The 25,706-nt window shown below is 71.5% G+C and carries 23 protein-coding genes; 16 read left to right on the forward strand and 7 right to left on the reverse strand.

Translation table 11 applies throughout. The annotated features are described in order from the left end of the window. Positions 1–105: 105 nt before the first annotated feature. Positions 106–2,004, forward strand: a complete 1,899-nt coding sequence (locus KY661_RS03495) for an ATP-binding protein (RefSeq protein WP_225408830.1) — start codon at positions 106–108, stop codon at positions 2,002–2,004. Between the two features lie 10 nt (positions 2,005–2,014). Here KY661_RS03495 and KY661_RS03500 read toward each other — a convergent pair whose 3' ends face one another. Further along, a complete protein-coding gene (locus KY661_RS03500; RefSeq protein WP_225409181.1) occupies positions 2,015–3,991 on the reverse strand; it encodes a serine/threonine-protein kinase in 1,977 nt (658 codons plus the stop codon). 191 nt (positions 3,992–4,182) lie between these two features. Here KY661_RS03500 and KY661_RS03505 point away from each other — a divergent pair, with 191 nt between their 5' ends. Together KY661_RS03505 and KY661_RS03510 are read left to right on the forward strand one after the other, a co-directional pair. Further along, entirely contained in the window at positions 4,183–5,466 is a 1,284-nt protein-coding gene (locus tag KY661_RS03505) for an amidohydrolase family protein (RefSeq protein WP_225408831.1), read from the forward strand. 9 nt (positions 5,467–5,475) lie between these two features. Next, positions 5,476–6,000 (forward strand): peroxiredoxin, encoded by a 525-nt coding sequence (locus KY661_RS03510; protein WP_225408832.1) that lies wholly within the window; start codon positions 5,476–5,478, stop codon positions 5,998–6,000. Between the two features lie 19 nt (positions 6,001–6,019). Here the strand turns inward: KY661_RS03510 and KY661_RS03515 are convergent, their stop codons facing one another. Continuing rightward, positions 6,020–6,562, reverse strand: a complete 543-nt coding sequence (locus KY661_RS03515) for a hypothetical protein (RefSeq protein ID WP_225408833.1) — start codon at positions 6,560–6,562, stop codon at positions 6,020–6,022. A 203-nt stretch (positions 6,563–6,765) separates the two neighbouring features. On the opposite strand from KY661_RS03515, the gene KY661_RS03520 reads away from it, so the two are divergent. Together KY661_RS03520 and KY661_RS03525 are read left to right on the forward strand one after the other, a co-directional pair. Next, entirely contained in the window at positions 6,766–7,533 is a 768-nt protein-coding gene (locus KY661_RS03520) for an alpha/beta fold hydrolase (RefSeq protein ID WP_225408834.1), read from the forward strand. Positions 7,534–7,603: 70 nt separating this feature from the next. Beyond that, positions 7,604–8,623: a pirin family protein gene (locus tag KY661_RS03525; protein ID WP_225408835.1), complete on the forward strand. Its 1,020-nt coding sequence runs from the start codon at positions 7,604–7,606 to the stop codon at positions 8,621–8,623. A gap of 21 nt (positions 8,624–8,644) precedes the next feature. Here KY661_RS03525 and KY661_RS03530 read toward each other — a convergent pair whose 3' ends face one another. Both KY661_RS03530 and KY661_RS03535 read right to left on the reverse strand, forming a co-directional pair. Beyond that, entirely contained in the window at positions 8,645–9,025 is a 381-nt protein-coding gene (locus KY661_RS03530) for a cupredoxin domain-containing protein (RefSeq protein WP_225408836.1), read from the reverse strand. A gap of 12 nt (positions 9,026–9,037) precedes the next feature. Then, positions 9,038–11,323, reverse strand: coding sequence for a heavy metal translocating P-type ATPase (locus KY661_RS03535; RefSeq protein WP_225408837.1), 2,286 nt, complete (start codon positions 11,321–11,323; stop codon positions 9,038–9,040). 198 nt (positions 11,324–11,521) lie between these two features. Between KY661_RS03535 and KY661_RS03540 the strand changes: the two genes are divergently transcribed. The 5 genes from KY661_RS03540 to KY661_RS03560 are packed head-to-tail and all read left to right on the forward strand — an operon-like array spanning position 11,522 to position 15,598. Continuing rightward, complete coding sequence (locus KY661_RS03540; protein ID WP_225408838.1) at positions 11,522–11,797, forward strand: hypothetical protein; 276 nt, start codon at positions 11,522–11,524, stop codon at positions 11,795–11,797. Next, positions 11,787–13,220 (forward strand): TolC family protein, encoded by a 1,434-nt coding sequence (locus KY661_RS03545; protein WP_225408839.1) that lies wholly within the window; start codon positions 11,787–11,789, stop codon positions 13,218–13,220. Before KY661_RS03540 ends, KY661_RS03545 begins: the two co-directional genes overlap by 11 nt. A 4-nt stretch (positions 13,221–13,224) precedes the next feature. Then, positions 13,225–14,535 carry a copper oxidase gene (locus KY661_RS03550; protein ID WP_225408840.1) on the forward strand — a complete coding sequence of 437 codons (1,311 nt, stop codon included), beginning with the start codon at positions 13,225–13,227 and terminating at the stop codon, positions 14,533–14,535. Further along, positions 14,516–15,121 (forward strand): RNA polymerase sigma factor, encoded by a 606-nt coding sequence (locus KY661_RS03555; protein ID WP_225408841.1) that lies wholly within the window; start codon positions 14,516–14,518, stop codon positions 15,119–15,121. Before KY661_RS03550 ends, KY661_RS03555 begins: the two co-directional genes overlap by 20 nt. A gap of 39 nt (positions 15,122–15,160) precedes the next feature. Continuing rightward, on the forward strand, positions 15,161–15,598 hold the full coding sequence (locus KY661_RS03560) for a peroxiredoxin (protein WP_225408842.1): 438 nt from the start codon (positions 15,161–15,163) through the stop codon (positions 15,596–15,598). Between the two features lie 59 nt (positions 15,599–15,657). On the opposite strand, the gene KY661_RS03565 is transcribed toward KY661_RS03560, so the two are convergent. Together KY661_RS03565 and KY661_RS03570 are read right to left on the reverse strand one after the other, a co-directional pair. Then, on the reverse strand, positions 15,658–16,665 hold the full coding sequence (locus KY661_RS03565) for an acyl-CoA desaturase (protein WP_225408843.1): 1,008 nt from the start codon (positions 16,663–16,665) through the stop codon (positions 15,658–15,660). A gap of 80 nt (positions 16,666–16,745) precedes the next feature. After that, a complete protein-coding gene (locus KY661_RS03570; protein WP_075009765.1) occupies positions 16,746–18,170 on the reverse strand; it encodes a site-2 protease family protein in 1,425 nt (474 codons plus the stop codon). 92 nt (positions 18,171–18,262) lie between these two features. Here KY661_RS03570 and dusB point away from each other — a divergent pair, with 92 nt between their 5' ends. After that, on the forward strand, positions 18,263–19,276 hold the full coding sequence (dusB, locus tag KY661_RS03575; RefSeq protein ID WP_225408844.1) for a tRNA dihydrouridine synthase DusB: 1,014 nt from the start codon (positions 18,263–18,265) through the stop codon (positions 19,274–19,276). On the opposite strand, the gene KY661_RS03580 is transcribed toward dusB, so the two are convergent. Beyond that, a complete protein-coding gene (locus tag KY661_RS03580) occupies positions 19,255–20,574 on the reverse strand; it encodes a glycoside hydrolase family 1 protein (protein WP_225408845.1) in 1,320 nt (439 codons plus the stop codon). The genes dusB and KY661_RS03580 overlap by 22 nt on opposite strands. A 382-nt stretch (positions 20,575–20,956) precedes the next feature. Here KY661_RS03580 and KY661_RS03585 point away from each other — a divergent pair, with 382 nt between their 5' ends. The 5 genes from KY661_RS03585 (at position 20,957) to pyk (ending at position 25,687) form a co-directional block, all read left to right on the forward strand. After that, positions 20,957–21,133, forward strand: a complete 177-nt coding sequence (locus KY661_RS03585) for a hypothetical protein (protein ID WP_225408846.1) — start codon at positions 20,957–20,959, stop codon at positions 21,131–21,133. A gap of 104 nt (positions 21,134–21,237) precedes the next feature. Continuing rightward, on the forward strand, positions 21,238–22,698 hold the full coding sequence (locus KY661_RS03590; RefSeq protein ID WP_225408847.1) for an NFACT RNA binding domain-containing protein: 1,461 nt from the start codon (positions 21,238–21,240) through the stop codon (positions 22,696–22,698). After that, on the forward strand, positions 22,695–23,252 hold the full coding sequence (locus KY661_RS03595) for a YkgJ family cysteine cluster protein (protein WP_225408848.1): 558 nt from the start codon (positions 22,695–22,697) through the stop codon (positions 23,250–23,252). Before KY661_RS03590 ends, KY661_RS03595 begins: the two co-directional genes overlap by 4 nt. 77 nt (positions 23,253–23,329) lie before the next feature. Then, positions 23,330–24,151, forward strand: a complete 822-nt coding sequence (locus tag KY661_RS03600; RefSeq protein ID WP_225408849.1) for a hypothetical protein — start codon at positions 23,330–23,332, stop codon at positions 24,149–24,151. A 102-nt stretch (positions 24,152–24,253) separates the two neighbouring features. Further along, positions 24,254–25,687 (forward strand): pyruvate kinase, encoded by a 1,434-nt coding sequence (gene pyk, locus KY661_RS03605; protein WP_225408850.1) that lies wholly within the window; start codon positions 24,254–24,256, stop codon positions 25,685–25,687. The last annotated feature ends 19 nt before the right edge of the window (positions 25,688–25,706 follow it).

Genomic DNA, 25,706 nt, shown 5'->3' on the forward strand with positions numbered 1-25,706 from the left:
GCCAGTGTTGGCCCACCAACGCCACCGACGTCCGATTAGCAGGAAAAGCCCGGCGGGCGGTTGTCGCCAGGGGGGCCCGGCCCCTATCTCGAAAGCACCCCACCCATGGTGCCCTCAGACTTCGAGAATGCGCTTCATTTGCTGCCTCAGGCCATGCTCCGCGTGGGCCCTGAGCTGCAGGTGCAATGGTTCGAAGCGGACTTCGCCCGGAAGGTCGGGCTGCCCCTGACGGTGGGCCGCGGCCTGCTGGAGGGACTGGAGTACAGCCGGAGCCGGGATGCCCTGGCCCGCGCCGTGCGGGAGGGCCGGCCCTACGCCGGGCACCTCGTCACCTGCGCGATGCGTCAGGTGCGCGTCCAGGTGCAGCCCGCGCGCGAGGACGAGCCGCCCGGCGCCTGGCTCGTGTTCGACCCTTCCGGCCTGGATGACGAGGAGGCCTTCTCCCAGGTGGTGCAGCAGGTGGCGCGCGCCGTGGGCGAGACGCTGGATGTGGACAGCGTGTGCTCGGCGGCGGTGCTGGCCCTGGTGCGCTGTGCCCAGGTGCGGCGCGCGGAGGTATTCCTCTGTGAGGAAGGCACCCAGAACACCCTGCGCCGTGCGGCGGTGTCGGACCTGGCGGACCGGGACTCGCCCGAGGACACGTTTGATCCGGCGGCGGACCCCTTCCAGCACGCCCTGTCCACGCGGCGGGCGCAGATCGGCGTCCAGCGCGGGTACGGCGACAGCATGGGCTCCATCTTCGCCGCCGTGCCGCTGTGCGCGCCCAAGCGCACGGTGGGGCTGCTCCTCCTTTATAAGGAGCAGGGCGCGTCCTTCTCCGTGAGGGAGCTGGATTTGTGGATGGCGGCGGCCAGCCAGCTCGCGGTGGCGGTGGAGAACGCGCGGCTCCTGCGCGAGGCCCAGTCGGCCCTGCGGGTGCGCGAGGAGTTCATGTCCATCGCCTCGCACGAGCTGAGGACGCCGCTCACCCCGCTCAAGCTCAGCCTCTTCACCATGGAGCGGCGCATCGCCACCGGGCAGCCGGTGGAGCTCTCCAGCGTGCTCAAGTCCAAGCGGCAGGTGGACCGGCTCGTGGGGCTGGTGGATGACCTGCTGGATGCCTCGCGGCTGGAGCTGGGCAAGCTGGCCATGCACGCGGCGCCGCTGGAGCTGGGCCAGCTCGTGGCGGAGGTGGTGGACCACTTCCGCCACGCCCTGGAGCGCCCCTTCTCCGTGGATGTGCCCCGCACGCGCGTGTGGGTACAGGGGGACCGGGACCGGCTGGAGCAGGTCATCGTCAACCTGCTGGAGAACGCGCACAAGTACAGCCCCGCGGGCGCCCCCATCACCGTGGAGGTGGAGGAGCTGGCCGACGAGGCCCGCATCCACGTGAAGGACCACGGCATCGGCATTCCCGGGGCGGACCAGGCGCAGGTGTTCCAGCGCTTCTACCGGGCGCGCAACGTGTCCCACCGCAACTTCGGCGGCCTGGGGCTGGGGCTCTTCATCAGCCACTCCATCTGCAAGCTGCACGGGGGCAACCTCACCCTGTCGAGCGCCGAGGGGCAGGGCTCCACCTTCTCCGTGGGCCTGCCCAAGATGACCGCGCGCGAGGTGGGGCGGCTGCCCCGGCGCGTGCTCCTGCTGGACGAGGACCGGGTCCAGGAGGACGAGGCCGCGCGGGTGCTGCGCGCCGAGGGCTTCGAGGTGCTCACCGTGCGCGATGGGAACGAGGCCCTGCGCCAGGAGGCCCACCTGCCCGTGGACCTCATCCTCCTGTCCGCCAGCGCCTCCCAGAAGGAGATTGGCGTCTTCCTGGAGACCTTCGCCACGCTGCCCCGGGCCCGGCCCGTGCCCATTCTGCTGGCGGGCGCGCGGCTGCCCACGTGGGCCCAGGAGGGCACGGTGCTGTGCTCCCGGCCCTACCGCCACGATGAGCTGATGGCTCGGGTGCGCAACACCCTGGCGCTGACGCCGGCGGACCCTGGCTGGCCCGTGGCCGAGGAGAGCCCCTTGCGGATGTGAGCCGCGCCCCTCAGGGCCGGGCCGAGCACTCCGCGGCCAACGCCGCCGCGCGGGCCGGGAACCTGTGGGCGAGGAGCGCCTTCGCCTCGGTGACGGCGGCGGTGTCCCCCGTGCGGGCGTGGAGCTGGCACCGGGCCGAGAGCGCGCGAGGGTCCTCGGGGTCGAGCTGCTCCGCCTGGCGGTAGGCGCGCTCGGCGCCCGCCGTGTCCCCCTTCTGGAGGAGCACCGCGCCCAGGTAGTAGTGCGCCACGGCGAGCTGGGGGGCCTTGCGCAGCGCGCGCTTGAGCAGCGCGGCGGCATCGTCCATGCGCTCCTGGCGGTAGCGCACGAAGGCCAGCTCCGCCAGCGGGCCCGCGTCGTTGTGCTCGCGGACCCACGCGCCGAGCACCTCGGAGGCCTCGTCCAGCCGTCCGCTCTGGGAGAGGAGCTGGCCATAGCGGGGCGCCACCTGGGCCTCGCGCGGCCGCTGCTCGTAGGCCTTGGCGAGCGCGCCGAGCGCCCCGGCGATGTCTCCCTGCCGCTCCCGCAGGTCCGCCAGGGCCAGCAGGGGGCGCACGTCCTTGGGCGCCAGCGCGGTGGCCTCCTCGATGGCCCGCTCGGCGCGCTTGCCCAGCTGCAGCGCCGTGGCGGCGCGCGCGTCCAGCAGGTGCGCCTCCAGGTTCTGGGGGAAGCGCTGGATGAACGTCTCCGAGAGCGAGAGGACCGCCTGGTGGGCGCCCAGCTCCATCAGCAGCTCCCCGGCCCGGGCCAGCTCCTGGGCGGTGGCGCGCGGGTCCTCCTCGATGCCTTCGAGGAAGGCCCGCCGCTCTGGCGGGGTGGGGGTGTGCTCCGCCTGGGCGAGCCGCTCGGACGGGGGCACGCGCGGGCGCATCACCCAGTAGGCGCCGCCCGCGCCCAGGCCCACCAGCGCCAGTCCGGCGAGGGCGAGCAGGGGCCAGGCGCGCCGCGTCCGGGGCGCCACCGGGGCCGGAGGCGGCGGGGCCACGGGGGCGGGGGCTGGCGGGGGCGCGGGGGCGGCCACCCCCGCGTCCGAAGGGTCCACGGAGCGGGCCCGCTGGAGCGCCAGGCGCTTGGGGTCGCTGTCCCGGGGGAAGAGCGACTCGACGTAGGCCGCGACGTCTCCGGTCGAGGCCACCTCGGCAGAGCCCCCCACGCCCTCGATGGCGTCGATGAAGACCTGCAGCGTCTCGAAGCGGGCCTCCGGGTCGCGGTGGAGCGCGGTGAGGCAGATGTGCTCCAGGGCATCGGGGACGGAAGGGTCGAACGTGGTGGGGGGCCGGGGGCGCCCCTCGGTGATGCGGGCCAGCACCTCATCGGGCTTGAGGCCGGTGAAGGGGCGCCGGCCGCACAGCTGCTCGTAGAGCATCACCCCCGCGGCGAAGATGTCCGCGCGGTGGTCCACCCGCTGCCCGGTGATCATCTCCGGCGACATGTAGAAGAACTTGCCCTTGAGCATGCCCGGCTCGGTGCCCGAGCCGAGCGCGTCCGCCTTGGCGATGCCGAAGTCGATGACCTTGACGTGCCCGTTGGCGCCCACGTGGATGTTGTCCGGGGTGAAGTCCCGGTGGACGATGCGCAGGGGCCGGCCGGCCTCGTCCACGGCGCGGTGGGCCGCATCCAGCCCCCGGCACGCCTCCACCAGGGTGCGCAGCGTGACGCCCAGGGGCACGCGCCGGCCCCGCTCCGCGGCCTCCTGCCGCAGCTCGGCGAAGGAGCGCCCCTCCAGGAGCTCCAGCGCGATGAAGGGCTCGCCCTCGTCCATGCCCGTCTCCAGGATGGAGACGACGTTGGGGTGGTGGATCTGCGCGGTGATGCGCGCCTCGTTGAGGAACATCTGCACGATGCGCCGGTCCGAGGCGAGGTGGGGCAGGAGCCGCTTCACCGCCACGGCTGGGCCGCGCCGCCCGTCCTCCTCGATGCGGCGGCCCAGGTACACCTCCGCCATGCCGCCCGTCGCGATGCGCGCGCTCAGGCGGTAGCGGCCCATCCAGGAGACGTGCTGCTCGGGAGACCCCACGGCCCGGGCAGTCTACGTTTCGAGACGCCGGGGGCCTACTCTCTTGGAGAGGGCTGCCGCTTGGCTGGACGCCCGGGTGACTTCCCCTCTACCCGGGACGCCCGGCAGTGCTAGCCTGCGCGGCATCAGGCCTCACTCAGTGGCTTCACGGTGGAGGGACGTTGGGCACCGTCCTCAAGGGTGGACATGTCGTCGAACTGGAGCCCGCCCTCGTCGAGCGGGTGGACCTGCGCATCGAAGGCGACCGCATCGTCGCGCGCGCGCCGGACATCGCGCCACGGCCCGATGACGAGGTGGTGGCCCTGTCGGGCAAGCTCGTCTTCCCGGGGCTGGTGAGCGCCCACCACCGGCTGCACACCGCGCTGGCGCGGGGCCTGCCCGAGCCGGTCGTGGGCAGCTACCAGGAGACGCTGGAGCACCACCGCTGGCGCTACGAGGGCGCCCTGGACGGGGACGCGGTGCAGGTGGCCGCGTGCGCCGGGGGCCTGGAGGCCCTGCAGTGTGGCACCACCACGCTCTTCGACTCGCACTCCTCGCCCCGTGCCATCGCCGGCTCGCTGGTGCGCGTGGCGCGCGGGCTCCACGAGGTGGGCGTGCGCGGGGTGCTCTCCTACGCGGTGACGGACCGCAAGGGGGCGGTGGGCCGCGAGGAGGCGCTGGAAGAGACGGTGGGCTTCAGCCGCAAGGCCAAGGGCCGCTTCCGGGGCCAGGTGGGCGCGGCGCCCCTGTTCACGGTGGGGCCCGAGGCGCTGGAGGGCCTCAAGGAGGCCCTGGCCTCCACGGGCGCGGGGCTGCACGTGCCGGTGGCCGAGGATCCGCTGGACGAGAAGCTCTCGGTGGAGCGCCATGGGGGCTCGCCCGTGACGCGGCTCATGGAGGCGGGGCTCCTGTCCCCCAAGAGCCAGCTCGCGCACGTGGGGCACCTGGCGTGGGCGGAGCTCGCGCAGCTCATCTCCACCGGGACGTGGGTGGTGCACACCCCGCGCTCCAACCAGCGGCTGGAGGTGGGCTATGCGCCGGCGCTGAAGTTCGGCGCGCGCGCCACGCTGGGCACCGACGGCCTGGCGGCGGATGTGTTCGCCGAGGCCCAGGCGGCCTACCTGCGCTCGCGCGAGGCGGGGCAGCCCATCGACGTGCTGCGTTACCTGGCCAACGGCCACCGCCTGGCCTCGCAGGCCTTCGACTTCCCGGTGGGGGCGCTGCGCGAGGGCACCGCGGCGGACCTGCTCATCCTGGACTACCTGCCGCCCACGCCGCTCAACGCGGGCAACCTGGCCTGGCATGTGGTGTACGGCCTGGGCTCGCGGCACGTGGAGGCGGTGATGGTGGAGGGCACCTGGCGCATCTGGGCGCGGCGGCCGCTGTCGGTCAGCCCCTCGGTGGTGGCCGACCAGGCCCGCGAGGCCGCTACGGCGGTCTGGGCGCGGATGTCCCAAGGGGGTTAAAAGGAGGGCATGCTCCTTCCCCTCCTGACGGCAGGTTTCCTCGCGGCAGCGGTTCCCCAGGCCGGTGACACGGCACCGGACTTCACGGTCACCGACACCGACGGCAAGTCGTACACGCTGTCGGAGAAGGTGAAGGAGGGCCCGGTCATCGTGGCCTTCTTCCCCAAGGCGTTCACCCCCGGGTGCACCAACGAGCTGACCGCCTACCGGGACCGGTACGCGGACATCGAGAAGCTCAAGGGCCAGGTGCTGGCCGTCTCCATGGACGACACGGAGACGCTCAAGAAGTTCAAGGACTCGCTCAAGGCGCCCTTCGCCTTCATCCCCGACCCGGACGGCAAGCTGGTGAAGCAGTTCGACGTGAAGACGCCGGTGATGTCCTTCGCCCAGCGCTACACGTTCGTCGTGGGCGAGGGCCGCAAGGTGCTCCGGGTGGACTCCGGCAAGGACGCCGTGGACCCGTCCTCGGCCATCGCGGCCTGCCCGCTGCGCAAGCAGGACGCGAAGAAGGACCCGAAGGCCCCGGCGCACTGAGGCCCGGGCCCGGCCCGCGCTAGTTCAGCTGGCAGACCTTCTGGACCTGAAGGGTGGCCCCGTTGCCCGAGGCCTCCTGCCCCGGGGCGGGGTACGCCAGCGTGCCCACGAAGCGGTAGCGGCCCTGCTCGGTGAGGCTGAAGGGCCGGCACCAGGGGCTGCAGTCCGTGCCGCCGCAGGCGAAGTCCTTGTGGCTCAGGCACAGGTTGCCCTGCTCCGTGGCGAGCGTGAAGGGGCAGCCCTCGACGGAGCCGCACGTGTTGTTGCAGCACTTCGCGTCGCACCCCATCTGCGTGCAGACGAGCCCCGCGAGCGGCGTGCCGTCGATGGCGACCACCTGGCCCGCCGCGGGCCGCATGCCCCCGGCGCCCTCCGGCGAGGCGAACACCGAGGCCGCCTCCACCACGGCAACCCCCTCACACTCTTTGCTCGCCAGCGGGGGCGCCACCGCTTCCGCGGCATTCGCGGGGGGTTGTCCCTTGTTGTGTCCGGCGTGGCAGGAGGTGAGCAGCACCGCCGCGACGGCGGCGAGGAGGAGGGGGCGGGAAGGGGAAGCCATCATGGGCCGCTGCGTACCACTTCCCGTATTCAAAGGAAGGACTGTGTGTGCACCCTTTCTTCACGGGTAAACAATTGAAATGGATTCGTAAAATTATGCCTCAATTCTCTGTTTGAGGCGTTACACTGGTTCAGCCCCCTGGACGGGGGCGGTTTCGAAGGGCCCGGCTGGTCCAGGCACTCAGGTGGTTCGAGAAGGAGCGGGACATGCGCTTCAACGTGGCAGTCACCCTGGTCTTGGCAGTTCTGCTCTCCTCGACGGGGGCGCTGGCGGGCTCGAAGGGCTCCACCTACATCCTGGTCCACGGGGCCTTCCACGGCGGCTGGGCCTGGCAGCCGTTCGCCGAGGAGCTGCGCGATGACAAGGCCACGGTCTACACGCCCACGCTGACGGGCCTGGGCGAGCGGGCGCACCTGGCCCAGCCGGAGGTGAGCCTGGAGACGCACGTGCAGGACATCGTCTCGCTCATCCTGTTCGAGGACCTGCACGACGTGGTGCTGGTGGGCCACAGCTACGCGGGCATGGTCATCACCGCGGTGGCCGCGGCGGTGCCGGGGCGCATTCGCCAGCTGGTGTACTTCGATGCGGCCATCCCCGAGCCGGGCCAGTCCTTCTTCGCCACGGTGGGCTTCCCGGATGCGTTCCCCGCCGGCATGTGGATGCTGCCCCCCTTCGCCGCGCAGGACTTTGGGGTGACGGAGGCGGAGGACGTGGCCTTCGTGGCCCCGCGCCTGCGGCCCCAGCCGCTGGCCTCCTTCCAGGAGCCCGTCTCCTTCAGCTGGAGCGCGCTCTCGAAGATTCCCAAGGCGTACATCCACTGCAAGGGCGCGTGGTTCCAGCGCGACATCTTCCTGGCCTTCCGCGCGAAGGCGCAGGCCCGGGGCTGGAAGATCGAGGACCTCGAGGCCAGCCACGACGCCATGCTGACGGACACCAAGAAGGCCTACAAGGCCTTCCGCAAGGTGGCGGACTGAGCTTGTCCCCCGCGGGGCCCCGGTGTGTGGGAAGAGGCGCGGGGCGCCCGTCCGCGTTACGCTTGCCGCCATGGCAAGCCCCCTTCTCGAGACCGCGCCGCTTGGCTTTCCCTGGGTGACGGTCGATCCCTTCCTGTTTTGCGTGCACCATGACGACGCCTACCCGCGGGCCAACGCGCAGATGGGCCCCGCGGCGTCCCTGGCCGGCCGGCAGATAGGCCAGGACTTCGAGGGCAAGGACGGCTGGCGCATGTACCACGGGGAGACCGTTCCCGGTTTCCCCCAGCACCCCCACCGCGGCTTCGAGACGGTCACCCTCGCGCGGCGAGGGGTGATTGACCACTCCGACTCGCTGGGCGCCACGGCGCGCTTTGGCGAGGGGGATGCCCAGTGGCTCACCGCGGGCTCGGGCGTCGTGCACTCGGAGATGTTCCCCCTGCTGCACCAGGACAAGCCCAACCCGGTGGAGCTGTTCCAGATCTGGCTCAACCTGCCGGCCGCCGACAAGCTCGCCCCGCCGCACTTCTCCATGCTGTGGAACCGGGACATCCCGCGCTGCGCCTTCCAGGACGAGGCGGGGCGGGGCACCGAGGTGACGGTGGTGGCGGGGCAGCTGGACGGGCGGCGCGCGCCCCCGCCCCCGCCGCGCTCGTGGGCCTCCCGTCCGGATTCGGATGTGGCCATCTGGACGATTCGCATGGAGCCGGGCGCCGTGTGGACGCTGCCGCCCGCCTCGGGCCCGCGCGTGAACCGCACGCTCTACTTCTTCAAGGGCGAGGCGCTGAAGGTCGCCGGCCAGGGGGTGAAGTCCCACCTGGCCCTGGCGATGCGGCCCGAGGTGCCGGTGCGGCTCGAGGCCACCGGCGCGTGCGAGGTGCTGATGCTGCAGGGCCGGCCCATCGGCGAGCCGGTGGTGCAGCACGGCCCCTTCGTGATGAACCACCGGGCGGAGATTCAGCAGGCCTTCCAGGACTACCAGCGCACGGGCTTCGGCGGCTGGCCCTGGCGCAGGGATGATCCGGTGCACGGCCGCGAGGAGGGCCGCTTCGCCCGCCACGCGGATGGCCGGGCCGAGCGCTCCGAGGGCTGAGCGCCCGGAAGGGGGCGCCCCTCAGCCCGCGCGGGGCGTCACCACCAGCGTGCCGCGGAACATCTTCATGCCGCACATGAACTCCACGTCCCCGGCCTTGAGGGGCGGCAGGTCCACGGTGACGGGCTTGTTGGGGGGCAGCTCCTGGCGGATGTTCAGCGAGGGCAGGATGACCTCGCGGGTGCACGGCGTGTACTCGCGCCGGACGAACTTGAGCCGGACGCGCTCGCCCTCCACGGCCTCGATGCGCACCGGCTTGTAGCCCCGGTCGACGATGATCTCGATTTCGCGCACGGCGGGGGCGGCCTCCCCGGCGGGGGCGGGGGCCTCCTCGGCCGAGGCCCCCAGCGGCAGCAGCAGGGCGAGGGTGGAGGCCAGGAAGAAGGATCGGAGCGGTTTCATGCGGAGGTCTCCTCAGGGGTGAACGGGCAGAGCGGCCGGAGGCTGGAAGCGCTTCAGGCGCAGGGAGTTGGTCAGGACGGACACGCTCGACAGCGACATGGCCACGCTCGCGACGATGGGGGACAGCAGCCACCCCGTCCAAGGATAGAGAAGCCCGGCGGCCAGCGGAATCCCCATCACATTGTAGAGGAAGGCCCAGAAGAGGTTCTGGCGCACGGTCCTCAGGGTGGCCCTCGCGAGCTGCAGCGCGGTGGGCAGGGCGGCGAGGCCCCCTCGCAGCAGGGTGAAGTCCGCCGCGGCCACCGCGATGTCCGTGCCCGTGCCCAGGGCGATGCCCACCTGGGCCTCCGCGAGCGCGGGTGCGTCGTTGATGCCATCTCCCACCATGGCCACCGTCCGGCCGCGGGCGCGCTGCTCCCGGACGATGCGGGCCTTGTCCTCGGGTTTTACCTCGGAGAACACCGTGCGGATGCCCAGTTCATGCGCCACCGCCTGGGCCGTGCTTGCCCGGTCGCCGGTGACCATGAGGGTGTCGAGGCCCATGGCGCCCAGGGCGCTCACCACCGGGCGGGCGGCCCCGGTGGGCCGGTCCGCGACGGCCACGAGCCCCGCGAGCGCCCCGTCCACGGCGACGAAGAAGGGTGTCTGCCCCTGGGCGGCGAGGCGCTCGGCGTCCGCCTCCAGCGGCTGGGCGTCCAGGCCCGCCTGGCCCAGCCAGGCCCGGGTGCCCACGCGCACGGTGTGGCCCTCCACCTGGGCCTCGATGCCGTGGCCGGCCTCCGAGCGGAAGCCCTCCACGGGGTGGAGCGGCACGCCGCGCTCGCGGGCCCCCGCGACGAGGGCACGGGCGATGGGGTGCTCGCTCTCGCGCTCGGTGCTGGCGGCCCAGGAGAGCAGGGCGGCGGAGGCCCGCGGGGGGAGGGCGATGACCTCCGTGAGCGAGGGCTTGCCCTCGGTGAGCGTCCCGGTCTTGTCCAGGAGGACCGTGTCGATGCGGCTGGCCGCCTCGAGCGCGGCGCCTCCCTTGATGAGGACGCCCAGCTCCGCGCCGCGTCCGGTGCCCACGGCCACGGCCGCGGGGGTGGCGAGCCCCAGCGCGCACGGGCAGGCGATGACGAGCACCGCCACGAACCGCTCGACCGCCGTGGCGAGGCCCGCGCTGCTCGGGTCCAGCGCCAGCCAGACCCCGAAGGTGAGCGCCGCGATGCCGAGCACCACGGGGACGAAGATGCCGCTGACCACATCCGCGAGCCGGGCGATGGGGGCGCGTGAGCCCTGGGCCTGCTCGATGGCCTCGATGATGCGCGCCAGCGCCGTGCCCTTTCCCGTCTGGAGGACGCGGACGGTCAACGCGCCGCTCTGGTTCTGCGTGCCCCCGAAGACCGGGGCGCCCACCGCCTTGTCCACGGGCAGGCTCTCGCCCGTAAGCATCGACTCGTCCACGGCCGAGGCGCCGCGCACCACCTCCCCGTCCGTGGGGATGCGCTCTCCGGGCCGCACGCGCACGGTGTCGCCTGGCACGAGCTCGCTCAGGGGGACGTCCTCCTCGTGCTCGCCCTGGAGGCGCCGGGCCCGCTGGGGCTGGAGGGCCATCAGGCCGCGCACCGCGTCCAGGAGCCGGTGCCGGGCGCGGGTTTCGAGGAGCTTGCCCAGGAGCACGAAGGTGAATATGGCGGCGGCCGCCTCGAAATAGAGGTGGGGCACCCGGCCATGCCCGGCGTGGGCGAAGAGCCCGGGCGCCACGAGCGCGGCCGTCGAGTAGCTCCAGGCGGCCCCCACCCCCATGGCCACGAGCGTGTTCATGTCGGCGGTCCGGTGCCGGAGCGCGGCCCACGCCAGGGTGAAGAAGCGGCGCCCGGGGCCCAGGACGACCGGCGTGGCCAGGGCGAACTGGAGCCACCGGCCCCACGGCCCTTCCGTCCCGGGAAGGGCGCCATGGGACATGGCGATGACCAGGAGCGGCACCGTGAGCGCCACGGCCAGACGCAGCTCCCGCTGGAGCGTCCGTTGCTCTCCTTGTGTCTGCTCGCCCGGGTCCCGGGCAAGGACGTGATAGCCCGCGCGGACCACGGCCTCGGCCAGGGCGTCCGGGCGGGCCTGCTGTGGCTGGTAGCGCCCGGAGGCCCGCTGGGTGGCGAAGTTGACCGTCGCCTCTTGCACCCCTGGAACCTCGGCGAGGGCTCGCTCGACACGCCGGGCACACGAGGCGCACGTCATGCCTTGGATCAAAAGTTCGAATGGCTGGGCATCCAGGGCCCGGGCCATACTGTTCTGCCTCCACGCGTTCGTGGTTTGCATCGCGTCTCCTTGGGGGCCATGCCGCGGATGAGCCGGGGCCCATTGGTGGAGACGCACTGCCTTCCCGGGGATTACACCGCTTCGCCTGCCCCGGAGCCCTTCCATCCCTGGGTGTAATGCCCGCTGGAGAAGGGCGTCTACAGTGAGGTGATGGGCCGAAGCTTTCACCCGATGATGGTCTGGACCCCTTTTGTGCCGATGCGAGCCGTGTTGATTGCCCTGGTAGCCACCGCGCCCTTGAGTGCCTGCGCGCCGCGCGCCTTTCCCGCCTCCTTCCCCCCGGCGTCCGCGGCCTCTCCCGAGGCGGAAGCCGCGCCGGAGGCCCGCATCGGGGAGATGCTCCAGCAGGAGCCGCCCTTGCCCGGGGAGTCCACGGAGCACTGGCAGGGGCTCGAGGAGCAGCCCCCCCTCACGAAGGGCGGGGCGGGCGGACAGGCGGGCGCTCAGGAAGGAGGGCAGGGGCATGGGCACTAAGCGGTCCACGGCCGGGCTCGTGGTGCTCCTGGGGTGGACCGGGTGCGTCTCCCCGTCCATGCAGTCGGATCTCACCCGGGTCCGGGAGCTCACGCGGGTGCCACTGCCCTCGCAGCTGGCCCTGCCCCGGGACGAGGCCCAGGGGCTGCCCGAGGACGTGCGGGCGTTGCTCCAGCAGCCGCTGACCGCGGAGACCGCGGTGCGCATCGCGTTGCTCAACAACCGGGAGCTTCGCGCCTCGCTGCGGGAGCTGGGGGTGGCGCGCGGCCAGCTCGTCCAGGCGGGGGTGCTCCCCAATCCCTCGGTCGAGGTGGAGCTGCATCAGCAGGAGGACCCCGAGCAGCCGTTCTCGCCCCAGACGGAGATCCGCGTCGAGTACGGCATCTCGCGGGCCCTGCTCTCGGTGGTCCGCTCCAAGGTGGCCCGCAGCGAGCTGGAGGCAGCCCGGTACCGCACCGCGGGCACCGTCGTGGAGCTGGGGTACACCGTGCGCGCGGCCCACTACGCGCTCCAGGCGGCGCAGCAGCGCATGGCGATTGCCACCCAGGCCTTGGATGCCTTCGCCGCCGCCCGGGATGCCAGCCGGGCTCTCTTCGAGGCGGGCAACATCCCCGAGCTCGATGCCGCCACCCAGGAGGCCGCCTACGAGTCGGCCCGGGCCAACGTGGCGCAGCTCGAGCTGGAGACGCTTGAGCGCCGCGAGCAGCTCCAGCGCCTCCTGGGCCTGCACGGGGATGCCACCGCCTGGACGGTGACGGACACCCTGCCGCGCCTGGCCGAGCAGGCCCCCACCTTCGAGGACCTGGAGCGCAAGGCCCTCACGGCCAGCCTGGAGCTAGCGGAGACCCAGCGCCGCCTGGAGGGGACGGCCCAGCGCTCCGGGCTGACGCGCGCGGAAGGCTGGATTCCGGACGTCACCGTGGGGGTGATTGCCGAGCGGGAGGGCCATGGCACTCCCTCGCATGGCGAGTGGGCGTGGGGAGGGGCCATTCACTTCACGGTGCCGCTGTTCGACCGCCAGCAGGGAACGCGCGCCGCCTCCGAGGCGGAGTTCGACGCGCTGATGGAGCGTTACCAGGGAATGGCCATCGACATCCGCTCCGCCGCGCGCGAGGCGCGCAACCGCGTGGAGTCCACGTACCTGCGCGCCCGGCAGTACCAGCAGGTGCTCCTGCCGGCCCGGCAGCGGGTCATGCGGCAGACCCTGCTCCAGTACAACGCCATGCAGATCGGCATCTTCCAGGTGCTCCAGGCCCGCCGCGAGCAGCTCGACGCGGAGCTGGCCTACGTGGGGCTGCTCCAGGAGCACTGGACGGCCCAGGCCGCGCTGGACGCCCTGCTCGCGGGGCGGCGCGCGGGGGCACCCCAGGGCGCGGGGACTGCGCCATCACTGGCCGGTGGGGCCGAGGCCGGAGGGCATTGAGACAATGGATCGCCGTTCATTTCTGAAGTGGAGCGGCCTCGCCACGAGCGCGGCCATGGTGAGCAGGGCCCAGGCCGCGCCAGGCGCGCTCACCGGGAGCAGGCCGCCGCCCGCGCGGGTGGTGGCCCCGGGAGGCCAGGTCGCCGTCGTCACGCCCAACGGGGCCACGCTGCCCATGAAGACGGTGGGCAAGGTGAAGGTCGGCCACCTCATCGCCGAGGAGTTCGAGCACGAGTTCGCCCCGGGCATGAAGGCGCTCGCCTGGGGCTACAACGGCCGGACGCCGGGGCCCACCCTCGAGGTGACGGAAGGGGACCGGGTCCGCATCTACGTCACCAACCGGCTGCCGGAGCCCACCACGGCCCACTGGCACGGCATCATCCTGCCCAACGGCATGGATGGCGTGGCGGGGCTGAACCAGCGCCCGATTCCTCCCGGGGAGACGTACGTCTACGAGTTCACCCTGCGCCACCCGGGCACCTTCATGTACCACCCACACTTCGACGAGATGACCCAGATGGCGCTCGGGATGATGGGGATGTTCATCGTGCACCCGAAGGTGCCGGTGGGCCCGCGCGTGGACCGGGACTTCGTGCTGATGACGCACGAGTGGCGGCTGGACGTGGGGGCCAAGCGGCCGGACCCGAACGAGATGACGGACTTCAACGTCCTCACCTTCAACAGCAAGTCCTTCCCGGCCACCGAGCCCCTGCTGGTGGGCAAGGGCGAGCGGGTGCGCATCCGCCTGGGCAACCTGAGCGCCATGGACCACCACCCCATCCACCTGCACGGGCTGTCCTTCAAGCTCACGGCCACGGATGGGGGCTACGTGCCGCCGTCCGCGCAGATTCCGGAGACCACGGTGCTCGTGCCGGTGGGCAGCACCCGGGTCATCGAGTTCGTGCCGGACGAGCCGGGAGACTGGGCCATGCACTGCCACATGACACACCATGTCATGACGCAGATGGGGCACGACATGCCGAACATGGTGGGCGCGGACACGCGGAAGCTGGACCACCGGATGAGCCGCGTCATGCCGGACTTCATGACCATGGGGACGATGGGCATGGGGGGCATGGGCGAGATGGAGATGCCCATGCCGCCCAACAGCCTGCCCATGCGCGGCGGCCCGGGCCCGTTCTCGTACATCGACATGGGCGGCATGTTCACCATCCTCAAGGTGCGCGACGACCCGGACCGCGCCGACCCGAACGGCTGGTACGTGCACCCGCCGGGCACCGTGGCGGGCCCGGCCAGCGCGCAACAACTGGCCGCCGACGGCATCGAGCTTCCCGATGGACCCAAGCAAGGCTAGCGAACCCAGGCCCCTGTCCGCGCCGGCGCGGCAGTTGCTCGTGTCGAACTACCCCCGCTTCCGCGCCTTCCTCCTGCGCCGGACGGGGAGCGAGCCCGTGGCGGAGGAGGTGCTCCAGGGCGTCCTCGTCCGGGTGCTGGAGCGCGGGGCCCCGGCGCTGGAGGGCGCGCGGCTGATGGCGTGGTTCTACCGGGTGCTGCGCAACGCCCTGGCGGACCACGTGCGCCACCAGCGGGCCGGGGAGCGCGCCCTGGCCCGGGAAGCCCGGGACGCGGAAGGGGCGGTGCTCCAGCCCGGGCTGAAGCGCTCGGCCTGCCAGTGCCTCCACCGCGAGCTGGAGGCGCTCAAGCCCGAGTACGCGGAGGCGGTGCGCCAGGTGGACCTGGAGGAGCGCCCGCTGGCGGAGGCCGCCGAGGCCTCGGGCATCACCCCCAACAACGCGGCTGTGCGGCTGCACCGGGCCCGGCAGGCCCTCAAGAAGCGGCTGGAGAAGACGTGCGGCGCGTGCGCGGCCCAGGGGTGCCTGGATTGTGACTGTGCCCGGTCCGCCGCGGCGCTTGTTTACGAGCGGAAGGACGGGGACTGAACGGCCTGTGAGGCCGGGCGCCCGTGCTAGAAGACGCCCATGCTCAAACCAGGAGATACGGCGCCGGACTTCACGGTCCGCGACCACACGGGCCGGACGCATTCGCTGTCCGACTACCGGGGCAAGACGGTGGTGCTCTGGTTCTACCCGAAGGCGGACACCCCCGGCTGCACGGCCGAGGGCTGCGGCTTCCGCGACCACAAGGCGGGTTACCAGCAGAAGAACGCGGAGATCCTCGGCATCAGCTTCGACACGCCCGAGGAGAACCAGGCGTTCTCGGAGAAGTTCGGCTTCAACTTCCCCCTGCTGTGCGACACCGACCGCAAGGTGGGGCTGGCCTACGGGGCATGTGACGATGCCCAGGCGCCCAACGCGCGCCGGGTGGGCGTCATCATCGGGCCGGACGGCAAGGTGAAGGAGTACTCGCCCAAGGTGGACGCGCGGAGCTTCCCGCAGCAGGCGCTCGCGGGGCTCTAAACGCAACCGTGCTCCCGGAAGTCCTCCTCCGGGAGCACGGGAACAACGGCCCGAGGGGCCTACTGCCGCTTGAGCAGGGCCTGGGGGGCGGGCCCCGAGGCCGAAGGCAGGTGGTCCGCCGCGGCCGTCAGGGCCTCACGCATCTTGTCCTCGGCGGCCTTCTTCCGGTTGGCGACGGCGCCCCAGAAGTTGGTGGAGGCCTTCAGCTCGGCCTGCATCTCCGGGGTGTACTTCTTGTAGGCGTACTTCACCTGGTCCGAGGGCGTGCGCAGGTCGCTCACCACGCGCATCCACGAGAGCACCTTCAGCGAGTAGTAGCTGAGGTCCACCTCCCACCAGAACCAGCCCTGGTTGGCGGTGTTCTGGTAGTAGTGGTGGTTGTTGTGCCAGCCCTCGCCCAGGGTGATGATCGCCAGGAACAGGTTGTTCTTGCTGGTGTCCGTGGTGCGGTAGCGGCGGTTGCCGAAGATGTGGCTGAGCGAGTTGATGGTGAAGGTGCCGTGGTAGAGCAGCGTGGTGCTCACGAAGAAGCCCCAGACGAGCATCGAGAAGCCGCCGATGAAGAACAGCGTCACGGCCAGCAGGATGGGCGGCAGCAGGTGGAAGCGGTTGAGGAAGCGCAGCTCCGGAAAGCGCGCGAAGTCCTTGATGCTCTCGAAGCGCGTCTGCTCGTACTTCGGGCACATGATCCAGCCCATGTGGCTCCACCAGAAGCCCTTGTGCAGCGGCGAGTGGATGTCCTGCTCGGTGTCCGACTCGCGGTGGTGGTGCCGGTGGTTGGCCGCCCACCAGAGCACGCCCTTCTGCGCGGACGAGGTGGCCACGAACGCCAGGATGAACTGGAAGACGCGGTTCGTCTTGTAAGCCCGGTGGCTGAAGTAGCGGTGGTACCCGGCGGTGACGCCCCACATGCGAATCACGTAGAGCGCCAGGCACACCAGCACGTCCACGGGCTTCGCCCCCACAGAGAGGACGAACAGGCACATCGCATGGATGCCCAGGAAGGGGATGGACGCCCACCAGTTGATCTTCTCGGGGGTGGCCAGGGCAGGAGTGTCGGTTTGCAAAAGAGCCTCGGCAGGTGTGGATCGGGACAGAAGCTGTTCAGTCTCTGGCCCGATCAACACCCCCCCATGTCATGGCTCTGTCAGGAGGCCGCAGATTGCCGAAGCTCTGTGAGCCAAGCTTCGAAACCCGGGTGCCCATGCAGGGGGGCCAGGTCCTCATCCGAGGCGGCATAGGCCGCGTCCCGGTAGCCCAGCGCCTTGGCGCGGTGCAGCAGACGCACCGCGTCTGAAACATTCTGCGCCTTGGCGAAGGCACACGCCGCGTCATAAGCGATTTGAGGGTTGGGCACGTAGTCGAGCGCCGCCTCGCCCATGGCCGCCGCCTCGGAATACGCGCCCCGGATGAACAGCACCCGCTCCGCGCAGGAGAAGGCGGCCGCCAGGTCCACGCCCGGCAGCTTGAGCGCCGCATCCCGCTTGCCCGCGCGCAGGAGGCTCCCGCCGTACTCGTGCATCACCGTGCGGTCCCCGGTGTCGCGCCACGCCATCTCCCAGAGGGGCAGGGCCCGCGTCTCATCTCCCACCAGGGAGAAGGCCGCCGCCAGGGCGTGGCTCTCCACCGGCTGGCCCTGCACCTGGGCGAAGTGGTCCAGCGCGAGCCGGCCTTGGCCTCCCTTGACCGCCACCCACCCCAGCAGATGGTGGGCGTGGCTGGCCAACTGGGGGGTGAGGGCCTCGCCCGCCTCCAGCACGGGGGTGGCCAGGGTGCGCGCCTCGTCGAGCGCTCCCCGGGAGAGCGCCTGCTGCGCCTGGCGCAGGGCCTCGGCCAGGGGACGTTGGTCCTCGCCCATGCGGCCGGCCTGGAAGGCATCCCGGATGGCCCGGACGCACTGGAAGCCCCACATGGCGAAGAAGACCGGCAAGAGCAGGGAGCCGGTGCTCAGCCCCCAGGCCACCATGGCCAGGGAGATGAGGAGCGCGAGCCCCTGGGCGGCGATGAAGCCCGCGCGGCCGAAGAAGCGCGAGGCCAGCGTGGTGGTGACATGGCCCCCGTCCAGGGGCGGCACGGGCAGCAGGTTGAGCGCGGCCCAGAAGAGGTTGGCCCGGAGGAACCAGAAGAGGAAGAAGTCGAGCGCCAGCGAGTGGCCCCCCACCACGGTGGCCCCCACCCAGCACACGGCCCCCAGGAGCAGGCCGAACAGGGGGCCCGCGAGCGTGCTCAGCACGCTCTTGTGCCAGGGGATGGGGCTGGGGGCGTTGGGGTACGTCTCCCCGCCGAGCCACACCAGGACGATGTTCGGTTGGTAACCGAACGCCCGGAAGAAGATGGCATGGCCCAGCTCGTGGACGACCACGGAGACGAAGACGATGAACATCCAGGCCAGCACGTACGCCGCGATGGCGGCCCCGTACCGGGGGTGCCCCTCCTCCAGCACGTACTCGGCCAGCCACGGGGGGCCGACCTGGGAGGCGTAGGAGGCGAAGCTCCACCCGAACACGGCCGAGGCGAGCAGGTGGAAGGAGTGGACCTCGACGGGAATGCTCCCGAGGCGGAAACGGAACATTGGGGCGTACCTTAACCGTTCAGGTCCAGCCGCGCAGACTGTTACGCCACCCCTGCGGCGCTTCTGGCAATCCGCTAGGTTCCCGGCCCTCCATGTTGCAGATCGGTCCTTATTCCCTTTCCAATCCGTACATCCTGGCCCCCATGGCGGGGGTGAGCGAGCGGCCCTTCCGCGTCATCGCCTTCAAGTGGGGCGCGGCGCTGTGCCCCACCGAGCTGGTGAGTGCCCAGGGACTCATGCGCGCCAACCAGCGCACGCTCAAGTACCTGCGCTTCTCGCCCGAGGTGGAGCGGCCCTACGCGCTCCAGATTTTCGGCGGCGAGCCGGAGGCCATGGCCCGCGCGGCGGTGGTGGGCAAGGAATACGGCGCGCAGATCATCGACATCAACATGGGCTGCCCGGTGAAGAAGGTGACGAAGAACGGGGCGGGCAGCGCCCTCCTGTGCGAGCCCGTGCGCGCCGCCCGCATCGTCGAGGAGATCGGCAAGGCCACGGGGCTGCCCGTCACCTGTAAAATCCGCTCGGGGTGGGATGCGGGCCACCGCAACTACCTCCAGATGGCCGGGGAGCTGTTCGCGGCGGGCTGCGCGGCGCTCGCCATCCACCCGCGCACCCGGGACCAGGGCTACTCGGGCAGCGCCGACTGGAGCGTCATCGCGGACCTCAAGCGCCACTTCCCGGACCGGGCCATCATCGGCAACGGGGACGTGAAGACGCCCGCGGACGCGCGCCGCATGTTGGAGACCACCGGCTGTGACTTCGTGATGATTGGCCGGGGGGCGCTGGGCAACCCGTGGATCTTCCGGGAGCTGGCCGGAGGCCCTCCGCCTACCCCCGAGGAGCGCTGCGCGGGGGTGCTGGAGCACTTCCGGGCCCACGTGGAGTTCGTGGGCGAGCCGCTGGGCGCGGTGCGCTCCTTCCGCCGGCACATGGCCTGGTACGCGTACGGGCTGCACGGCGCCGCCGCCTTCCGCGCGGAAGTGAACACGCTGGAGACGCCTTCCAGCGTGGAGGACGCCGTGGCGCGCTTCTTCATGTCGGCCCCGGTGGATGCCCAGGCCCCCACGGAGGAGCAGGAAGTCGACTACCGGGCGGCGCTGGGCTGAGCCTGGAGCACGGCCTCCGGAGGCACCAGCCGCCGCCCCTGGGCCACGGCGCGGAAGTAGGCGCAGGCCGGGGTGGGGCGGCGCTCCAGGGTGTCGAAGTCCACGTGGTACAGGCCGAAGCGGGGCCCCCAGCCCTCCAGCCACTCGAAATTGTCGAGCAGGCTCCAATAGAGGTAGCCGCGCACGTCCACGCCCTGGGCCCGCGCGGCGAGCACCTGCTCCAGGTGCCGGTGAATGTAGTGGGGGCGCCGCTGGCCCCCCCGGTCATCGATGCCGTTCTCCGTCACCCACACGGGCAGCCCGTAGCGCTTCGTCTCGCGCAGGATGTCCCCGAAGCCCTCGGGGTAGTCCTCCCAGCCGATGTCCGTGAGCCCCCGGTGCAGCCGGTCCCGGAACTGGAACGCGAGGAAGGGGTGGCGCGGCAGGAAGCGCAGGTGGGCGCGGGAGTAGTAGTTGACGCCGATGAACTCGCACGAGCCCCGGGCCTCGGGGATGTGGGCGCGGGTGGAGGCCAGCCCCGGCATCGTCACCCGCAGCTTCCCGGTGACGAGCGCCTCGTGGAAGGCGTGGTTGTAGGCGTGCGCCCCCAGCCGGACGAGGGCGCGGTCCACCGGGTGCCACCACCGGTCCGGGGCGAAGCGGAGCATGTTCTGGGAGATGCCCAGCTCCACCTTCCCGAGCACCGCCTGGAGCTCCTCGCGCGCCGCCACGTGCGCGCGCACCATGTTCTCCAGGGCCGCCATCGTCTTCGGCCCATCGGCGAGGCCCGGGGGCAGCAGGCCCTGGAGGTAGCCGCCCAGCAGCACCACCATGGGCTCGTTCAGGCTGATGACGAGTGCCTCCAACCCCTTCAAAAGAGGGGCGCACGCGCGCGCGTAGGCCCGGAAGGCGTCCACGCTCGAGGGCAGGTGCCAGGGCGTCTCGCGGTGGAACCACGTGGGGTGGGTGAAGTGGTGGAGCGTCACCACGGGCCGCAGCCCCCGGGCCTTCATCCGCAGCAGCCGCTCCCGGTAGGCCTCCAGGGCCGCGCCCTCGAAGCGCCCCCGCGCAGGCTCGATGCGCGCCCACTCCAGCGAGACGCGGAAGGCGGTGGCGCCGGCGTCCAGGGCCAGCCCGTAGTCCTCCTCGTAACGGTTCCAGTGGTCCACCGCGCGGCCGCAGCGCATGTGCGGCTCCTTCAGCTTCCCGGCGCGCTCCCACTCGGCCCAGTCGTTCTCGATGCCGCCCTCCACCTGATAGGCGGAGGTGGCCACCCCGAAGGTGAAGTCCTGCGGAAACGTCGTCTCGTCGGCACTCATCGCGGGCGCGCACGCTAGGCCGCGGACTCGGGCCAGCGGAAGCGCGGCGTGTCCCCGGGGCCCAGTGCGAGGCAGCGGACAGTTGCCGGGAATGAATCCGCGTCGCGTCCGGAGCCGGATTCTCGGCCTCCGCGCCGCGTCGCGTCCCGAGGCTGAAAATCGGCCTCCGCGCGTGCTCACCGGCCCGCGCGGAGCTGCGCGAAGAGGCCCGCGAACGCGCGCGAGCCGGAAAATCGGCCTGCGATGAACCATGCAATACGTCACCATGCGTTGACACACACGCGTGGTGCCTCTACCATTCAAGTCAAGCACTCAGTCAGTCAGTCCGAGTGCAGGGCCCCGTCCCCCTGGACGAGGGCAACCAACCGAACGGAGGGTTTGCATGGCCGCTAAGAAGAAGACCGCCTCGAAGACCACGAAGAAGTCCGCCGCCCCGAAGAAGAAGACGGCGGCCAAGAAGGCTCCGGCGAAGAAGGCCGCCCGTAAGGCGCCTGCGCGCAAGAAGACGGCCAAGACCAAGACGGCCAAGACGGCCGCCCCGTCTGCGCCCAACGCCTAAACAAGTGGTCGGTCTCTTCGGGAATCCTTGAGGATTTCCGTGAACGGCCCGGCGGATTCCGCCGGGCCGTTTTCATTTTCCGCACGCGGGGGTAGGGAAGCCGCATGGCCCTGCGCCCCGTGGAAATGGAACAAGTGGTGGTGGAGGCCGGCACGCGCCTTGCGGGCGCGGTGGTGCAGAAGGCCTGGTGTCCGCTGTCCCGGCTCGCGTACCTGGAACTCCGGGTCCCCGGCCGCTCTTTTCTCCTGTGCCTGTGCGCCGAGGGGGAGCTGGCGCGGCTGTCCGTCGCCGCCGACCGCTTTCCGACCCCCGGCGAGCCCGCCCCCTTCCAGCGCTGGCTTCGCCAGGAGCTGACCGGCTTCAAGCTGCGATCGGCCGAGTGGCGGGAGGCCGAGCGGGCCGCCGTGCTGGAGTTCCACCGGGAAGAAGAGGGCATCCGGCGGCTGGTGCTGGAGCTGGCCTCGCCCGGAGGGCTCGTGCTGCTGAGCGCGAGCGGGCGCGTGCTGATGCTCTCGGGCGAAGGGTTCGCGCAGCGCCGGGGGCTGCACCCTGGGGCGGAGTGGACGCCGCCGGAGCCCCTGCCGCCCGAGGCGCTGGCGAAGGCCCGGAGCGCCCCGTCCCGCCTGCAACCAAATCCGGAGGACTTCGCCCCGTTGGCGGAGGCCGCGGAGCGGCTGCTGGGCCAGAAGGATCGCCGGAGCCGCGCGGACTCCATCCGCCGGCGCCTCGCGCAGCCGTACCGGGCGCGCCTCAAGCGCTCGGGCCGGACGCTGGAGAAGGTGCGCGCGGAGGCGGCCCGGGGGCCGGACGCGGAGGAGCACCGGAAACTGGGCGAGCTGCTCTCGCAGAACCTCCACCGCCTGCGCCGGGGCGCCACCGAGGTGACGCTCACCGCGTACACCGAGGCGGGCATGGAGGAGGTGCAGGTGAAGCTGGACCCGAAGCGCGGGCCGAAGGAGCAGGTGGACTGGCACTTCCACCAGTACCGGCGGCTGACGCGGGGCGTGGAGCAGGCCCGCAGGCGCGAGGCGGAGCTGGCGCGCGAGGTGGCCCACGCGCGCGAGGCGCTGGAGCAGCTCGAGCGCATGGACGAGGCGGCGCTGCTGGCCCAGGCGGAGGTGCTCCTGCTGCCCACGGGGGAAGACGGCCCGCCGGAGGGCCGTCCTTATAAGGAGTACGTGGGCCATGGCGGCCAGCGCATCTGGGTGGGGCGGGGTTCGGAGGACAACGACACCCTGAGCTTCAAGGTGGCGCGGCCCTACCACCTCTGGCTGCACGCGCGGGGGCAGCCGGGCAGCCACGTGGTGGTGCCGCTGGAGAAGGGCAGGGAGGTGCCGCAGGAGGTGTTGCTGGATGCGGCGCACCTGGCCCTCCACCACTCGGGGGCCAAGGGCGAGCCGCGAGGCGAGGTGAGCTACGTGCCGGTGAAGTTCCTCCGCAAGGTGAAGGGCGCCGCGCCGGGGCAGGTTCAATACTCCCGGGAGAAGACGTTCCAGGTGCGCATGGAGCCCGAGCGGCTCGAGCGGCTGCTCAAGACGCGCCACACGGAGCCCCCCGCCCCATGAGCGTGCCGCAAGGCGCTGTCTGCGCGCGCTGCCCGGGGCTGCTCGGCAAGTCCTGCTGCGAGCCGCGCAACGGCGAGCACCTGGCCATGGTCACCCGCGCGGACATGGAGCGGATCCACGCCCACACGGGGCTGGCGGTCCACCGCTTCACCCACCGGGAGGGGCTCACCGACCTCGAGGCCCAGGAGTACGAGGGGCAGTGGCCGCTGTACCGGGGCTACTTCCGCAAGGGGCCCGTGCGGGTGACGCTCGCGGAGCGGCGCGGGGCCTGCATCTTCTTCGCGCCCGCCACCGGGTGCACCCTGCCCGCGGAGGTGCGGCCCGTGGCGTGCCGGCTCTACCCCTTCGAGCAGTGGGCGGACGGGAGCTGGAGCGTGGCGGTGGGCCGGTATGGGGACCTCGCGCTGGCGCGGCAGGAGGGCGGAGCCTGTCTGGGGGTGGAGGAGGCCTCCTCCATGGAAGCGCTGCTTGCGATGTTCGGTACTACGCGTGAAACGGTGGAGGCGCTGGGAGCGCAACTGGCCGAGGAGACACGCGCCCACGGGCGCGGTTGACGGTCTGACGGAGGGCGGGCGGCCAGGAGCCGTTGGCCTTGAGTCCCCGAGGGTGCCGAGTACGATGCCCTCCGTCGATGCCCGAGTACCCTCCGCAGATGTCGATGTTCACCCTGGCTGGCAGCCCGGCGGCGCCCGCACGGCCCCTGGTGCTGCCCCAGCCCCAGCCGCCCGTGCGCAACCGGCTGGAGGAGGCCCCGCGGGCGCTCTCCTCCCGCGAGGAGCTGTTCGCCCGGGCGGAGACGCTCGCGTGGCGGCTCTCGGCGGATCTCGGCATGCCCGTGCGCCTGGCGGTGACGGACAACCGCTCCACCATGGTCTCGTTCCGGCGGGGCGCCAACGTGCTGCAGCTGCGGCTGCACCACATGTTCCTGGACGCGCCCGAGTCCGTGGTGCGCGCCGTGGCGGACTACGCGGGCCGCGGCCACCGGGGCGCGGGCGGTGTTCTGGACGACTACATCCGCGGCCAGCAGCCGCGCATCCGCCAGTTCCGCCGCGAGTCCGACGCGGAGCTCAACCCGCGAGGCAACTGCTTTGACTTGCAGGTGCTCTTCGACACGGTGAACCGGCTCTACTTCCAGAACGGCATCCAGGCGCGGATCGGCTGGGGCCGCATGCCCCCGCGGCGCCGGCGGAAGTCGATTCGTTTGGGCGTCTATGATCATCAGACGCGGGAGATCCGCATCCACCCGGCGCTGGACCGGCCCGAGGTGCCCGCGTTCTTCGTGGAGTTCATCGTCTTCCACGAAATGCTCCACCAGCTCTTCCCGAGCACGGGGCGGGGCGGGCGGCGGGTGCACCACCCGCGCGCGTTCCGCGACCGGGAGAAGGCCTTTCCGCATTACGGCCTGGCCTTGAGGTGGGAGCGGGAGAATCTGGGCGTGCTGCTGCGCGGCTGAAGCGCTTCGCCGGCAGGCGGCTCTTTTACCGTTTTACCAAGCGGAGGAGGTGCGCAGCGTGCTTGACCCGGCGCGGTTCAAGCCCCCATCCTCCGTGCCCTTATGCGACGAGCAAAGATTGTCTGCACCCTTGGTCCCGCCAGCCAGAGCCAGGACATGTTGGAGGCCCTCATCGAGGCCGGCATGGACGTGGCCCGGTTGAACTTCTCCCACGGCAGTCACGAGCAGCACGCCGAGAACATCGCCAAGCTGCGCGCGGCCTCGCTGAAGCTGCGCAAGGCGGTGGGCATCCTCGGTGACCTGCAGGGGCCGAAGATCCGCACGGGCCGCTTCATCACCGGCAGCACGATGCTGAAGGAAGGCGCCACCTTCACCATCACCACCGACGAGAGCGTGAAGGGCACCGACGACATCGTGTCCACCACGTACGCGCACCTGGCGGCGGACGTGAACCCCGGCGACCGCATCCTCCTGGATGACGGCCTGCTGGAGCTCAAGGTGATGGAGACGGACAAGAAGCAGATCCTCCGCACCCAGGTCGTCATTGGCGGCGTGCTGAAGAACAACAAGGGCATCAACCTGCCGGGCGTGGCGGTGCGCGCCGACGCGCTGACGCCGAAGGACCGCGAGGACCTCATCTTCGGCATCAAGGAAGGCGTGGACTTCCTGGCGCTGTCGTTCGTGCGTCAGCCCGCGGACATCGAGCTGGCGCGCCAGGCCATGGCGGAGGCGGGCCGGCAGGTGCCCATCGTCGCCAAGCTGGAGAAGCCGGAGGCCATCGCGCGGCTGGACGCCATCCTGGACAAGACAGACGGGGTGATGGTGGCGCGCGGCGACCTGGGCGTGGAGATTCCCCCCGAGGAGGTGCCGGCCGTCCAGAAGGACATCATCCGGCGCTCCAACCAGCGCGGCCTGCCGGTCATCGTGGCCACGCAGATGCTCAACTCGATGATTGAGAACCCGCGCCCCACGCGCGCCGAGGCCAGCGACGTGGCCAACGCCGTGTTCGACGGCGCGGACGCGGTGATGCTCTCGGGCGAGACGGCCAGCGGCCGCTACCCCATCGAGTCGGTGCAGATGATGGACCGCATCGTGCTGGCGGCCGAGTCCGCGGGCCGGGCGCAGACGGGGCTGGGCCGGATTCCGGACGGGCCCATTGGCGTGCCCTCGCACTTCCCGGACGTGATTGCCCGCGTGGCGTGCCAGGCGGCCCAGGCGAGCGGCGCCTCGCTCATCGCGGCGTTCACGCTCTCGGGCGTGACGGCGCGGCTGCTGGCGCACTACCGGCCGGCGGTGCCCATCGTGGCGTTCAGCCCGAACCAGGAAGTGCGCCGCCGGCTGGCGCTGCTCTGGGGCGTGGTGCCGCGCGTGCTGGAGCCCATCCAGGAGACCGAGGCCATGGTGAAGCGCGTGGAGGAGGAGCTCCTGGCGCGCGGCCTCGCGCGGAAGGGCGAGCGCATCGTCATCGTCTTCGGCGCGCCCGTGGGGCAGCCGGGGAAGATCAACAGCCTCCGGCTGCACACCATCGAGGGCTAAAGCCCCCACCGGGTTTTGA

The organism is Allostigmatella hybrida, from assembly GCF_020103775.1.
Lineage (GTDB): Bacteria > Myxococcota > Myxococcia > Myxococcales > Myxococcaceae > Hyalangium > Hyalangium aurantiaca.